At 39.5% G+C, this 14,373-nt stretch carries 16 protein-coding genes; 2 read left to right on the top strand and 14 right to left on the bottom strand.

Annotated elements, in window-relative coordinates:
- Positions 1 to 2: 2 nt before the first annotated feature.
- Positions 3 to 1,787, bottom strand: coding sequence for a S9 family peptidase (locus ACH11B_RS08150; protein WP_404274012.1), 1,785 nt, complete (start codon positions 1,785 to 1,787; stop codon positions 3 to 5).
- A gap of 410 nt (positions 1,788 to 2,197) precedes the next feature.
- Here ACH11B_RS08150 and ACH11B_RS08145 point away from each other — a divergent pair, with 410 nt between their 5' ends.
- A complete protein-coding gene (locus ACH11B_RS08145) occupies positions 2,198 to 2,527 on the top strand; it encodes a DUF4286 family protein (protein ID WP_377613228.1) in 330 nt (109 codons plus the stop codon).
- Positions 2,528 to 2,567: 40 nt separating this feature from the next.
- A complete protein-coding gene (rfbC, locus tag ACH11B_RS08140; RefSeq protein ID WP_013664855.1) occupies positions 2,568 to 3,116 on the top strand; it encodes a dTDP-4-dehydrorhamnose 3,5-epimerase in 549 nt (182 codons plus the stop codon).
- Between the two features lie 85 nt (positions 3,117 to 3,201).
- On the opposite strand, the gene ACH11B_RS08135 is transcribed toward rfbC, so the two are convergent.
- From ACH11B_RS08135 to ACH11B_RS08075, 13 genes are all read right to left on the bottom strand, one after another.
- Positions 3,202 to 4,011 carry an OmpA family protein gene (locus tag ACH11B_RS08135; RefSeq protein WP_013664854.1) on the bottom strand — a complete coding sequence of 270 codons (810 nt, stop codon included), beginning with the start codon at positions 4,009 to 4,011 and terminating at the stop codon, positions 3,202 to 3,204.
- A gap of 27 nt (positions 4,012 to 4,038) precedes the next feature.
- Positions 4,039 to 4,479, bottom strand: coding sequence for a DUF983 domain-containing protein (locus ACH11B_RS08130; protein WP_013664853.1), 441 nt, complete (start codon positions 4,477 to 4,479; stop codon positions 4,039 to 4,041).
- On the bottom strand, positions 4,442 to 4,723 hold the full coding sequence (locus ACH11B_RS08125) for a hypothetical protein (RefSeq protein ID WP_013664852.1): 282 nt from the start codon (positions 4,721 to 4,723) through the stop codon (positions 4,442 to 4,444). Before ACH11B_RS08125 ends, ACH11B_RS08130 begins: the two co-directional genes overlap by 38 nt.
- 118 nt (positions 4,724 to 4,841) lie before the next feature.
- Positions 4,842 to 5,366 (bottom strand): DUF420 domain-containing protein, encoded by a 525-nt coding sequence (locus ACH11B_RS08120; protein WP_013664851.1) that lies wholly within the window; start codon positions 5,364 to 5,366, stop codon positions 4,842 to 4,844.
- Positions 5,366 to 6,076 (bottom strand): SCO family protein, encoded by a 711-nt coding sequence (locus tag ACH11B_RS08115; protein WP_013664850.1) that lies wholly within the window; start codon positions 6,074 to 6,076, stop codon positions 5,366 to 5,368. Before ACH11B_RS08115 ends, ACH11B_RS08120 begins: the two co-directional genes overlap by 1 nt.
- A 56-nt stretch (positions 6,077 to 6,132) precedes the next feature.
- Positions 6,133 to 6,474, bottom strand: a complete 342-nt coding sequence (locus tag ACH11B_RS08110) for a cytochrome C oxidase subunit IV family protein (RefSeq protein WP_013664849.1) — start codon at positions 6,472 to 6,474, stop codon at positions 6,133 to 6,135.
- Positions 6,475 to 6,519: 45 nt separating this feature from the next.
- Positions 6,520 to 7,209: a cytochrome c oxidase subunit 3 gene (locus ACH11B_RS08105; protein ID WP_013664848.1), complete on the bottom strand. Its 690-nt coding sequence runs from the start codon at positions 7,207 to 7,209 to the stop codon at positions 6,520 to 6,522.
- A 10-nt stretch (positions 7,210 to 7,219) separates the two neighbouring features.
- Positions 7,220 to 7,807, bottom strand: coding sequence for a cytochrome c oxidase subunit 3 (locus ACH11B_RS08100; RefSeq protein WP_041387191.1), 588 nt, complete (start codon positions 7,805 to 7,807; stop codon positions 7,220 to 7,222).
- Positions 7,804 to 8,673 carry a heme o synthase gene (cyoE, locus tag ACH11B_RS08095; RefSeq protein ID WP_377613227.1) on the bottom strand — a complete coding sequence of 290 codons (870 nt, stop codon included), beginning with the start codon at positions 8,671 to 8,673 and terminating at the stop codon, positions 7,804 to 7,806. Before cyoE ends, ACH11B_RS08100 begins: the two co-directional genes overlap by 4 nt.
- Before the next feature lie 10 nt (positions 8,674 to 8,683).
- Entirely contained in the window at positions 8,684 to 9,745 is a 1,062-nt protein-coding gene (locus tag ACH11B_RS08090) for a COX15/CtaA family protein (RefSeq protein WP_013664845.1), read from the bottom strand.
- Positions 9,746 to 9,816: 71 nt separating this feature from the next.
- Positions 9,817 to 11,700, bottom strand: coding sequence for a cbb3-type cytochrome c oxidase subunit I (locus ACH11B_RS08085; RefSeq protein ID WP_013664844.1), 1,884 nt, complete (start codon positions 11,698 to 11,700; stop codon positions 9,817 to 9,819).
- A 20-nt stretch (positions 11,701 to 11,720) separates the two neighbouring features.
- Positions 11,721 to 13,076 (bottom strand): cytochrome c oxidase subunit II, encoded by a 1,356-nt coding sequence (locus tag ACH11B_RS08080; protein ID WP_013664843.1) that lies wholly within the window; start codon positions 13,074 to 13,076, stop codon positions 11,721 to 11,723.
- 50 nt (positions 13,077 to 13,126) lie between these two features.
- The gene (locus ACH11B_RS08075) at positions 13,127 to 14,350 is read right to left on the bottom strand and encodes a hypothetical protein (protein ID WP_013664842.1); all 1,224 of its coding nucleotides are present in this window, start codon (positions 14,348 to 14,350) and stop codon (positions 13,127 to 13,129) included.
- Positions 14,351 to 14,373: the final 23 nt, after the last annotated feature.

Genomic DNA, 14,373 nt, shown 5'->3' with positions numbered 1-14,373 from the left:
GATTAATTAGCGCCCAAATTGTTGGCAAAAAACACTTCAAGTTGCTGATAAAACGCCAAGCGAGCCTGTTCATCTTTAAAGTAATGTCCCTCTTTCTCTTTCAAAAAATAAGTTATATTAATGTTTTTGCCCTTCAGGTCTCGTACCATTTGATTGGTCTCGTTTACATTGCCACGTTCGTCCTTACCGCCTTGTGCAATAAAAATAGGCCCCTTTATCTTATCCGTATGAAAGACAGGTGATACTGCGCGAAAATAGTCTGCCTGTTTTTCGGGATTACCAATGATTTCATAATACATCTGCAAATAAGGTTTATAATAAGGAGGAATTTCTTTTAAATAAGTAAACAAATTGGTTATTCCCGAATAGGATGCGGCACATTTATACAAATCGTTATGAAAACAGGCACCGTATAGCGCGCAAAATCCGCCGAAACTATATCCAAAAATGCCAATTCGTTTAGGATCCGCGACCTTCTTATCGATCAGATATCTTACGCCATCAGCAATATCTTCCTGTATCTTTCCGCCCCACTCACCGAAACCGGCTGACCAAAACTCTTTTCCGTAGCCCGTTGAGCCCCTATAGTTTGGTTGAAAAACAGCATATCCACGATTAGCAAGAAACTGAACTTCGCTGTTATATTCCCATACATTTCTTGCAGAAGGACCATTATGAGGTATAACAATAAGCGGTAAATTTTGCTTTTTTAGCTGATTGGGCAATGTTAAATATCCACTAATCGTCATACCATCTCGCGCGTCGTAACGAATAGAGTCCATCTTACATAATGCTGTTCCGTTCAAAGCGGGGTTAACATCGGCTAATTTCGTTAAATGATCGTCTTGGATGCTATATAGGTAAATTGCCCCCGGATCGTCATCAGCGTAAGTACGAATAATGAACCTCGTTTCAGCGTCGTTCTTATCGATCACCCGCATCCAGTATCCGTTTAGTCTTCGCGTTAGATCTTCATGAACCTCTTTAATCTTCTTATTAAAATAATGTCTTTCGGGTTTCCAAGTATCGTATTCCGCATAAGCAAGCCCTTTCGCAACGGTCGAAAAACGGATATTATCGATATCTACTTCCGGATGTACATAAATGGTCTTAATTTCTTCTCCTTTCTCCAAGTCGATGATGACCAAGGCTTGCTTATCTCTGTTGATATTCGACAAGGCATATATGTGATTTGCTTTCCCCTCAATAAATCGCAAAGGCTTCACCGTTGTTTTGAAATTATTCTCGAAGACATGCTTAAATTCGCTCGTCTCATTATCCCGATAAAGTAATGTCTCATTTACGCCGTCGCTCGCTACCGCCAAACGCACTTTTCCATCCAGATCTGCGAACCAATTACTGATATTACCCGGATTCTTTGCCACCATCTTTAAATGACAATTATGAAGATTTAACCGATATACGTCAAAAGCAGAAGAATCACGTTTATTTAGCGAAATCAACAACTCATCATTATTCACCTGCTGGCTTACCCACCGAAATCGCATTGGCTCGGGGGTAATGAGGTTACGGACGGACAACGAGGTTCTATTAACAGCATATATATTCAGATTATCATCCTTCGACCGCTCTTTCCAAAACACCAGTTCGTCGTCATCCGCCCAAAAATAGTTTGCTATATTCTTATCCGTTTCTGTTGTGATCCTTTTGGTGTCTGTGTTATTCCAAGTCGTTAGATAGATATTTTGAATCCCCTTGTATGACTGCAAAAAGGCAATATACTTTCCGCTGGGAGAAATCTGAAAGTTTCCTTTCGGCGATTTCATAAAAAAACTTTCCACCGGTATTTCTTCCCTTTTTGCGAAATTCGAGCAAGCGGAAAGGCTTAAAAGAAAAAATACGACGATGATAGGAGTAAAAATCCGCATGTATACCCACCTCTTTTTTGTACCCAATTTGTTGATTTCTTTCAGACATACAGCCAGGTTTGTATGCCCTTATATTTATGGTTAAGTTAGCAAAAGAAGCTTTTTTTTTCAAACCTCACTCGTAACATTTAAAGTACACTTCTTTTGGCTCCGGTATACCTGCCTTTAATATTCAATAAGCATTTATAATAAAACACCTTTTTCTCGGTCATCTTCTATTAATATTGCTCTTTTGCTTAATTCAAACCGATACAGAATCGATTAAGAAGACATGCGATTGCGCTGATTTAGCGTGGCAAGTACTATTAATGCCAGAGGATTGCTATCTTAGCCGAATGATTTTATTTAATATTACACATATTATTTCTGATCAAAAAGTTTTAGCGTACACCGAATGGCTTAAAACAGAATATATCCCCTTGGTGAAAGCTCATTCTTTATTTGAGGAAATAAGACTTTTAAAAATATTAGACTCTCCCAATGAGGGGCACTCGTTCAGCCTTCAATTGCTAGCAAATAATAGAGAGGGCATACTAAAGTTCAAAGAATCACTGTTTACTATTTTACAACAGAAGATGCAGGGAGATTTTTATGGACATCTCTTCTTATTTGATACCCTTATGGAGTACATCGATTAAGAACATAACAAAAACGATATAAGCTACACACTAATAAAATATGAATTTTGTAAAAACACCTATCGAAGGAGTCGTTATTATTGAACCAAAAATATGGGAAGATAACCGAGGACAATTTTTTGAAACTTATAACGAAGCATTATTTAGGGAAAATGGCATTGACGAAAAATTCGTCCAAGATAATCAGTCGGTTTCCTGTAAAGGCGCGCTTCGTGGTTTACATGCACAAGCAGGTCCTCATGCCCAGGGAAAACTTGTCCGAGTAATTAAGGGAAGTGTGATCGATGTCGCTGTGGATATTAGAAAAAACTCACCTACCTTTGGCCAAACCTTCCACATTGAACTTAGTGAGGCAAATGCCAAAATGCTATGGATACCTGTAGGCTTTTTACATGGTTTTGTTGCTCTGGAAGAGAACACTATTTTCTGTTACAAAGTAACCGGTAAATATGATAAGGCAAATGAAATCGGCGTTCGTTACAATGATCCTACCTTTAACATCCAATGGCCTTTACCACAAGAGGAGCTGATTTTATCAGACAAGGATCTTCAATTACCGTTGCTTGCCGATATCAATAATCCTTTTTAGTTCGTAGTTGAATAGTTGAGTGGTTAAGTTGTTAAATAGCACTCGACCATTCAACCACTCAACTATCCCGCTATTCAACTACCTACTATTTTATCAATTCATAAAGCTCATCCAGCTTTGGAGAAAGAACAATTTCTATTCTTCTGTTAGCACTCCTAGCCTCGGGTGTGTCTGCGGTATCTACAGGGGTAAACTCGCCCTTTCCCGTTGCTATTAGCCTCTTTGGATCGATTCCCTCTTCCTCTGTTAGATACCTGACAACCGAAGTTGACCTCAAAACGCTGAGATCCCAATTATCCTTTATTTGTCCCAAGCTTCTCACCTTCTGATTATCTGTATGACCTTCAACGGCCATATTGATTTCGGGCTGCGTATTCAAAACTTTGGCTAACTCGGCCAAAGCTTGTTTCCCACGCTGATCAATTATGATACTTCCCGAAGAAAAGAGTAATTTATCAGCAAGTAGGACATATACTTTACCCTCCCGCATATCAACGGTCAACCCGCTTTCCTTAAATCCCAACAGCGCACGTTGCAACTTATCTTTTAATTGATTACCTGCTTCCTCTCGTTTCCGCAGTACATCTTCTACCTCTTTTAGGCGTTCCTCGCGTTCAGCTAAATTTGCGGCCAGTTTTTTCGCCTCACTTGAGCTTGAGCTCAAATTCTCTTCCAATGAAGCAAGCCTTCTTCCCAATGATGCTGTGTCGGCCCTTAGCTTCGCCAGTTCATCTTCTAAGTTGTCATTTTTGATTTGAGCTGTCCGCCAACCTTGATTTAATGAATCCTGCACATTTAGCATAGCTTGATAGGCTTTCGGGGACATCACTTTGCAACTACTTATAAGTAAAGCAATAAATAGAAACAAGCAAAAAGCCTTATTAAAAAGTATCATAGCGTTTAAATAAAAGAAAAACTGATCTCAATCATCCAACTGATATTTTGGATTGTATTTAATCTTGGGCGTCAGAAAATACAGCAAAATCAGTCGCGAATATCGATAATTAAATGGGGCCAAAAGCAATACTGCTATAAACAACACAATCGAATAGAGCCAAGGAGACTCACTTCCGGTAATTAAGTAGGTTGTCAAGCCGATGGTGATTACTTCCAAAACTGCCATGGCATAACTTACATACATAGCAGCATAAAAGTAGCCGGGTTCAATTTCAAATTCCAAGCCGCAGTATGGACAAATATCATTAGTTCGTTGTTTACGAAAGCCATATGTACCACCAATGAACATTTTTCCCGTTCTGCATTGAGGGCATCGGGCTTCTATTAACGCACGTATCTTGCTCCTACCCGCCATGCCTCCATGAAAACTAGTTGAGATTGATCGGGTCGTGTTTGAAATTAACATCAACCTGCTTCCTTCGATATTTTTTATACCACATATATCCTACGGCGCCTACCGCCAAATAAGGCATAGCTAATAAAAACAATATCCCTTTGTTTAAGCCTTTGCCTTGACTGTTGCCATCTTTCACCGATTGCTCAGCATTTAAAGTACACATCGCGCATTGTGCATACACCGGTTTGACATAGCTGACAGCAGCAATTGTCAAAAAAAACAGCAATCCAGCTATTCTGAGAATCTTTTTCATTTGCTTATTTTTAAATGATAAAGCTAATCTGTTTAGTATAGCGCAACTTTTTATTGATCCTTATTATAGAAAACGAAATTACGCAATAAAAATTACTTACACGAAGCTAGTTTATCGACTAATTGTAGTAGGGAGCCATCATTAAGTACACGATTACGCCTGTAATGGTGACGTATAACCAAATAGGAAAACTCCAACGTACTAATTTACGATGCTTTTCAACTTGCATCTTCATCCCTCTGTAAAAACTGAACAGAACAAGGGGCAGTACAATGGCCGAGAGCACAATATGCGTTATCAATATAAAGAAATAAATGGGACGAATAATTCCTTGTCCCCCAAACTTTGCCTCATTACCGGTGGAGTGATAGATTATATAAAGCACCAGGAAAAGCGAAGAAAGTATAAAGGTAATGATATTCAGCCTTTTGTGCATTGTAATATTTCCTTTCCGAATATAAAAGAAAGAGATGATGAGCAAGACGGTGCAAGTTCCATTAATCATGGCATTCGCCTTAGGCAAATAGAAAACCCAATCCGGTATAACTTTCCAGGCGATCAGTCCACTTTGCAATAGTGCAACCACGACAAAAACAAAAACCGATACGCCCCAAACCAATCTAAAGATAGCCTTATCACTCATTATTGTCTTATGCTTATATTTCTAAATTCTTCCGTTAATAACAACTTAATTTCGTCAATCAGTTTATCAACATCCGTTTTAACCAAGGCGTCGTAGTACCCTCTTATTCTTCGTTTTGAATCCAATAGAACGATTGATGAACTATGCGTAACAGGGGTATGCGCTTTTGGGTCATAAACAACATCTAACAGCAAGCCATCTTTGGCCAACGTTATAACTTCTTCGTAGTTCGCCGGTGATAGCATATACCAATTTCTAAACTTACCCCACCCTTCCTTATATTGTTTCAAAACGGAGGGTGTGTCACTATAAGGATCAATGCTAACCGAATAAAGCTCAACCATGGCGTTTTTTTCGAAACGTTTGGCAATCTGTTGCATCACTTGGTTAATAGGCTTCGCTAGCTTCTCGTTCTTTGTAAAGAAGAAATTAATAACTGCCACACTGCTATCCGGTTTAAAGGTTACCGTAGAGCTATCGCTGTTTAACATGCTGAAAGGTTGCACGGCATGATAAAGTGTATCGGGAATCTGTTTACCGCGCTTGGTATGAAAAGTTCCCGTTAATTTCTTTTCGCCATAAAAGGGTAACGATTTATAACGATTCTCGCCCTTTTCCTGAAGTAGATAATAACAAAATCCCGGTAAAGCCAATATGGTTACCAGGATTGCAATCTTCTTTATTGAAAAGGACTTTGTTTGATCTTTCATTCTGCGTAATATACCACTCTAATCAATCTATCGAGAAAGACGCTACAAAGAAAATACTATCCGAATACATGATTCAAATGTATACTCAGATAGGATCCTTCCGTTAATAGCAGAATAATGAAATATATAATAAAGACAAACACAATGAGTGTCGACACTATAAATCCCATTTTCTCAAACTTTAAGTGCATAAAATAGGCCACAATATAATAAGCCTTCACTAGTGTAAGCACTATATAGATGAAATTAACTAAAGGTCCTTTTTCAAGAGGCCCATGATAAACTAATGCCAATGCAATGAAAAACTCTAGGCAGGTAATCGCTAATAAATAAAAGAAAACCTTCCAGATCAACTTTTTAGACATATCAGCATGATGCTCTTCATGTGTATGTTCCATATGTGAATTATGTTCGCTCATTTGTATATCGTAAGGAATGAAAAATTAAACCAAGTAAAAGAAAGTGAATACAAACACCCAAACCAAGTCAACGAAGTGCCAGTACAACCCTACTTTCTCGATCATCAAATAGGTTCCTCTTTTTTCAAATACATTTGCCATCGTCATAAAGAGAATGATGATATTGATGATTACACCGGTGGTTACGTGAAACCCATGGAAGCCTGTAATGGTAAAAAATAGATTAGCGAATTGTTGGGCTCCTAATTTATCAATACCTTCATAATGCGTAGGTATACTGCCCCACCAATATCCTTCGTGATGCAAATGCGACCATTCTAAAGCCTGACAGCCTAAAAACATCAAACCGCCGATAATGGTAGCAATCATCCATCCTACTACTTCTTTTTTAGCATTGCGATGTCCTGCTTCTACTGCTAACACCATGGTAACCGAGCTCATGATCAGTATAAAAGTCATGATCCCCACAAAGACCAACGGATAACCATGATCGGCAATTCCGGGAATGGATTGAAAAACATCATCCGGATTAGGCCAGGTTACCTGGGCAAAACGCTGTGCACCATAATAAATCAAAAAGGCGGAGAAAGTAAAGGCATCTGATACCAGGAAAAACCACATCATAATTTTGCCATACTCCATGGCAAAAGGAGATCTACCACCATTCCATGGTCCAGATTTCACTTGATCTAATTGCGATACAGTAGTACTCATTTAATTAGTTTTATTGATTCAAAAGTAAGAAAACATATATATATATCCATAGAATATCCAGAAAATGCCAGAAAATAGTGGCAAGTTCCATTCTAAAACGATTTTTAATTAAAGGGTTCCCATTATTAGCTTTAAAAAAAGCATTTAACAGTACAATGATACCAGCCAAGATATGCGCTTGATGCGCCCATACAAAGACGTAGATGAAAGACTGGGATGCATTATTATTAATGAACATCACGCCATTTCTAGCCAGCTCCATCCAGGCACTATATTGCAGGAAGAAAAACAAGCAGCCTAGCAGAATGGTCAGCCCTAACCATAAACGTTGTTTTACGACATTGCCGATTTTAGCCGATCCATAAGCTAAATGCATACAAAAACTGCTTAGCACAATACTGATCGTACTGTAAATAAAAGTATTAGGTAATAACGTTTTTAAGCCCTTATCTTCCCCTCCCGCCGAATAAACAATAAAACCACTGGACCAAGCGGCGAAGAGCATGAATGATACCACTAAAAAAACGTATAAAGAGAATTTCTTCGCCTTTAAAGACGTTAGATAATTATTATTATCCGTTTGTTGAACCATTATCATATCTTAATAAAATCAAACAACAACACTAATTGCATTAACGGTAATATGAAAAAAGATGTAAACATTACTTTCCTTGCCGAAGCCAAGTCCCTTTTCAAAAATAGCTGCAATGCAAAATAAGCAAATACTAACCCCGCCAAAAGCGACACAACTGCGAGCGTATATCCTGCAAAACCATACCAAGTAGGTAACAAAGAGACAGGTATGAGTAGTGCTGCAGATAAAAAGACCATAAAGGCACTTATCGTATCCTTCCTCGTGGTGGGTAGCAACCTAAATCCTGCTCGCTTATAATCTTCATCAAGTACCCAAGCGATACTCCAAAAATGGGGAAACTGCCAAACGAATTGAATTCCAAATAAAATTAGTGGTATCTCGTCAATGAACGGTTCCTTAAAAGCTGCAAAATACCCAATAAGCGGCGGCAAGGCTCCCGGAAATGCACCAACAAAAACGGCAATGGGCGACTTCTGCTTTAAGGGCGTATAAAAGAACGCATACATCAAAATTGAAAATACCGACAGTACTCCTGTAAGGAAATTTAATCGAACCAATAAAAGTGTGCCGACTAACCCCATCAACAAACTTAAAACCAGTGCTTGTCCCGACGTCATTCTGCCCGATGGTAAAGGTCTATCCGCTGTCCGCTTCATTAATTTGTCGAGATCGCGTTCAATAATCTCATTAAAACCATTAGCAGAACCCGTCACCAGTAATCCGCCTATCGTTAGAATAGCCCAATTTAACCAATTGATATCTCCTTGTGCCCTACTCCCGACAAGAAAAGCAATTGATGCAGAAAATACGACTGTAAAAGAAAGTCGAACTTTTATTAACTGCTTTAAATCACTTATAAAATCCTTCACTTTAATCAATTTACTGACCTATGTATTCGCTCGTCTTTCCCAGTAAGAGCATGAGGTAATATTGAGCTCCAAACAACAAGCTAGCCAACACCAAGTGTGTGGTTTGAGCATAAGCCGGAACTCCCAAATACGAAAGAATAAAGCCTGTGGCGAGCTGCAAAATAACGAGTAGAACGATCAGATTAACAATTCCGCTCTGTACACTTTTATGCGCGTATCTCGTTCGAACCAAAAAGAATAATAATAGGCACAGAACAAAGACTCCTATAGCTATATCACGATGGTAGTTAAAGTAGTTACTTAGCTTCGATACCCATTCAGCGCGATTGTCAGATGACGACGCAATGAAATCGATTTCCTCTCGCACCGTTGTCCCCAGTATTACCTGCACAACAATAAGCACCAAAACCACTAGAGCAAGCAATTTTGCTGATTTATTCCCTCTGTTGATCAACAGGCTACTGTCTCTTAACACTTTAGCTTGGAAATAGGTGTAAATACTAATTGCCAATATAACCAATGCCAACAACATATGCACGGTAATTACCCATGCCAATAAATTGGTGGAAACAACAATGGAACCAAGCCAAGCCTGTAGAAATACAACAAATAAATTGAGTACGCTGAAATAGAAAATACGCTTTTTACTTTTCAGGAACGCAGTGGAAAAAACAGCACACAATAAAAGGAAAAACCCTGTAACTGCACCAACTAACCTATTGATATACTCCGTCCATGTTTTAGCCGCATTAAACTCCTCATGTTGAAGAATGCTCTTATCATTTCTCAACTCCTCAGCTAACTCGGCGAATCCGAATAGATCCAATGTCTTTGCAAAGCGTTCGTTCTTTCTTGCCCGATTGTCAATGTACTTTTGCTCGTACCCTTCAGGTAACTGAGACTCGTTTGTTGGCGGTACGTACTGGTCAAAACACTTTGGCCAATCCGGACAGCCCATTCCCGAACCGGTACTTCTCACCACTCCACCGGCCAGGATAAGCAAAAAGAGCGCTAGAATAGTAATTTTATTTACTACTACAAATCTCCTCTCGCCAGGTAAATAGACACTCATTTAGCACAAAATGGGGCACCCGATTAGCTTATAAGCTTAGGCAGATACCCCAAGTTCTTTATTCAAAACTATTAATGATGTAATTCTCTTTCGACACCATGCTCCTTATCCCACTCGCGTTGAATTTGCTCAGCAACAGCATCCCCTTCAAAATCGTGTGGCAAGTTAGAACTCATCGTTTCTGAGAAAGGAACCGTTTGTGGAATAAAATCATCATCATGTCCCGGTTTACTATAATCGTAAGGCCAACGATAAACTGTTGGGATCTCGCCCGGCCAGTTTCCGTGTAAATGCTCTACCGGTGTTGTCCACTCCAGGGTATTAGATTTCCATGGGTTCTGTGTTGCCTTCTTACCAAACCAAATTGAATAGAAGAAGTTAAACAAGAATGCTACTTGTCCAAACCCAGCGATAATAGCCGCCCATGTTACAAAGACGTTGACCGTCAACCATTCTTGCATGAATGGGAAATTAGTGAACGAATAATAACGGCGGGGAACACCATCTATTCCCATAAAGTGCATCGGGAAAAATACCAAATATGCCCCAATAAACGTCATCCAGAAATGGAGATAACCCAATTTATCGTTCATCATTCGTCCAAACATCTTTGGATACCAATGGTAAACACCACAAAGCATTCCACAAATAGATGCAGAACCCATTACCAAGTGGAAATGCGCGACAACAAAATAGGTATCGTGTAAGTTAATATCTAAGGCGGAGTTACCCAAAAAGATACCAGTCAATCCACCTGATATAAAGAATGAAACCAAACCAATAGCAAATAACATCGCTGGTGTAAATTTGATATTTCCTCTCCATAAGGTCGCTAGGTAGTTAAACGTTTTTACCGCTGATGGTACCGCGATGATTAAGGTAGTAATCATAAATACACCACCTAAGAACGGATTCATTCCGGTAACGAACATATGGTGACCCCATACAATAAATGACAGTACGGTAATACCAATCAGTGAATATACCATCGCATGGTAACCAAATATCGGCTTACGTGAGTTAGTCGCAATTACTTCCGACGTTAAGCCTAAAGCAGGCATTAATACGATATATACCTCAGGGTGGCCTAAGAACCAGAAAAGGTGTTGGAATAAAATAGGACTACCACCCTCATTTGGTAAGATCTGTCCACCTATAATGATATCCGATAAATAGAAACTGGTACCCATACTTCTATCGAAGATCAATAAAACCACGGCTGAAACCAAAACAGGGAACGATAACAAACCAACAATGGCCGTCAAAAACACCGCCCAGATAGTCAAAGGCATTCTCCAAAGGCTCATTCCTTTCGTGCGCATATTCAATACGGTACTGATGTAGTTAATACCCCCCATTACCTGTGAAGCAATAAACAGCACCATACTTGCCAACCAAAGTGTCATCCCTGTTCCTGATCCCGGAATAGCCTGTGGCAAAGCCGATAAAGGAGGATAGATGGTCCATCCGGCACTTGCAGGTCCACTTTCAACAAAGAAGGAGGAAATCATCACTACGCAAGCCGAAAAGAAAAACCAATAGGATAACATATTCATAAACGGCGATGCCATATCCCGCGCTCCCAGCTGCAATGGAATCAGTAAGTTACTAAAAGTACCACTCAAACCAGCAGTTAACACGAAGAAGACCATGATCGTTCCGTGGATAGTGACCAAAGAAAGGAAAAAATCGGGCCTTATCCTACCGCCCTCTGCCCACTTGCCTAGGAAAACTTCCAATATGGGGAAATCCTTTTCAGGCCAGGCTAACTGAATTCTAAATAAGATGGATAAAAACATAGCAAAAAAAGCCATGATGATACCCGTAATTAAAAACTGCTTAGCAATCATCTTATGATCCTGACTAAAAATATATTTCGTCAGAAACGTTTCATGATGATGCCCGTGAGCATCATGGCCATGATCGCCTGCATGTGGAATTGCTATACTTGACATAAGCTCTTATCCTCTATATATTAATAATTTAACGCCAATTGTTTATTATCCTTCGCCTGCCCCTCTTGATTTGCTGTTTGCGAAGCTTTGAATTCTTTCTTCACGTCATCGCTGAAGAAATAAGTTTGCGATGCCAACCACTCTTTGTATTCCGCTTCGGATACGATACGTACCGTCTTCTGCATATTGTAGTGTCCTTGTCCACAGATCTTAGCACAAAGCATTACATAATCAAATTCAGGATTGTTCAACTTTTCGCGCATCTCCTCCGTTGTGAAACGTGGAGTCATTTGGAAATGCGTAGCCATACCCGGTACTGCGTTCATTTGAACTCTGAAATCCGGCATATAGAAACTATGTAGGATGTCTTTAGAGTTTATGGTAAATCTAACAGGTTTACCTACCGGCAATACTATTTCAGATCCCATTATATCATCCCAGGCATTTTTATCATTATAGTCGATCCCCAAGCCGTTCAAAGGGGTTGTCAACTTAATACTTCTTTTACCAATTTTATTATCTCTTCCACCATAACGAACCGTCCAAGCGAATTGCTCGCCCGTAATTTCCACTTGCAGCGCATTTTTAGCTACATCATCCGGTACATTCGTTATACTTCTCCAGGTAAAAAACCCGAACAATACAAGAATTGTCAATACAATGGCCGGAACAATGGTCCATATTTTTTCTATCAGGTTATTATGTGGATAGAAATAAGCTTTGCGCTTTCCACTGCTTTTATATATGAATGAGAATCCAAAGAGTAAGATATGCGTTAGCACAAAAACAATGGTTGTAATCACTGTAGTTGTGATAAACATACTATCAATTTTTGCTCCGTGCTCGGATGCCGCTTCGTGCCAAGCTAGGCTACCGTGGTGTACGTATGACCAATAAGCACCGTACAATCCCACAAAAAGGCTTATTAAGAAAAGAATGCCGTTGAACTTATTCCAGTTCACGCGTTTTCCTTTTCCTTGCATTTCGCGTGTTAATTCGTAAACGTGGATAATCTTACCAACAATACCAACCACTATACACACGAGGAAAAACAACAACACATAATAAAAGAAGTTTTTATATACCTGAGGGTCTATTGACTTTTCTTCTTCTTGTGCTGCTTGTGCAGCGTTGCTGGTTGCACTTGTCCCGGCGGGCGTCTTTGCAGCAACGGCATTACCGGTGGTATCCGCCGCATTTGTCCCGGCTGAATCCGCTTTAGCCTGCAACTCTGAACTTGAAACAGTAGCACTGGTATCGTTCTTGGCAGCAGTACTATCTCCTGACTGAGCAAAAGCTGGACTTTGCAATGATAGCATAACAGCCATTACCAAGCCGAAGATCGTTCTAAAATTGATGTACTTTCTATATCTCATTTCAATATTAACGGTTATTCGTATTTCAATTCGCTTTCTAATCGAAGAAACTAAATTTGATGATGAAGACTTTCTTCCAAAAATGGATGGTTCTTTGGGGCCAGCGGTTGCTTACTCAATTTACCTAAGGTTAAATAGGTAAATAAACCAACGAAACCTAATATCGAACCGATCTCACTTAGACCAAAACCTCTGTGGTTTTCAACCGTTCCGGGCATAATCATGATATAATAATCTAACCAATGTCCAGCTAACAGCAGGATACATACAAAAAGCATGATATTTTCTTTTCTTTTAGCATCACGATCCATCAAAATCAGAACAGGAGCTACAAAGTTAATGATTATTGACAACCAAAACCAAGGTTTGTACTCGGGTTCCCATCTTTTATAGAAATATACCGTTTCTTCCGGTATGTTTGCGTACCAAATCAACATAAATTGTGCAAACCATACGTATGTCCAAAAGATAGAGAAACCGAAGATCAGTTTACCCATGTCGTGTAAATGGTTTTCATTCACCCAAGCTAAGTATCCAGCGCGTTTCAACAAAATAATTATTAAGGTGATCGCACATAAACCACTTACCCACATTGCAGCGAAGTTATACCAACCGAACATCGTTGAGAACCAATGTGCCTCCAAAGACATCACGGTATCGAAAGACCATATAGGCGTTGTAAAACCAAATATCACAAGAAATATTGCAGAAAATTTGAAGCTCTTCTTATAAGAATTCAAACTTCCTTCCAAGTCCTCTCTATAAGAGAGTTTAGACAAGGCTGCACCTAAAATGCTGTAGCAGCCTAAAAATATAATCTGTCTGGCAAAAAAACCCGGTACATTTAGAAAAGCAGACTTTCCTGCTACTAAAGCATCGTAGTGAGGACTATTCGGATCCGTTATTCCATCGGCGTGCCAATGATGGTATAGATTATGTGTAAATAAGCCCGCAGCGGTGATTACGATCAAAATAATCGATGCGATCGGTAATACACTGGCAAATGCTTGCGGAATACGTAAAAGGCCTGTTGACCATCCGGCTTGGGATACAAACTGGATAGCTAAGAAACAAGCTCCTGCTGCACACACACAGGTAAAATAATATCCCATTAACAATAAATTGGCGAACATGCGGTGGCTACCGTCCACATAAAAGCCCGCAACAATCGCAATAACACCAATTATTATTGCTGCCAAGCTCCATGTTTTCGCCTTTCCAACGAATTCAAAGCGCTCGTCAAAATTATATGTAGTGTGACTATGAGTTCCCATTTGATATATAACTGTTTATAATA

The sequence above is a fragment of the Olivibacter sp. EAT-5 genome (genome assembly GCF_044784325.1).
Classification (GTDB): Bacteria; Bacteroidota; Bacteroidia; order Sphingobacteriales; family Sphingobacteriaceae; genus Olivibacter; species Olivibacter oleidegradans.
This window is presented reverse-complemented; position numbering and strand designations above follow the sequence as displayed.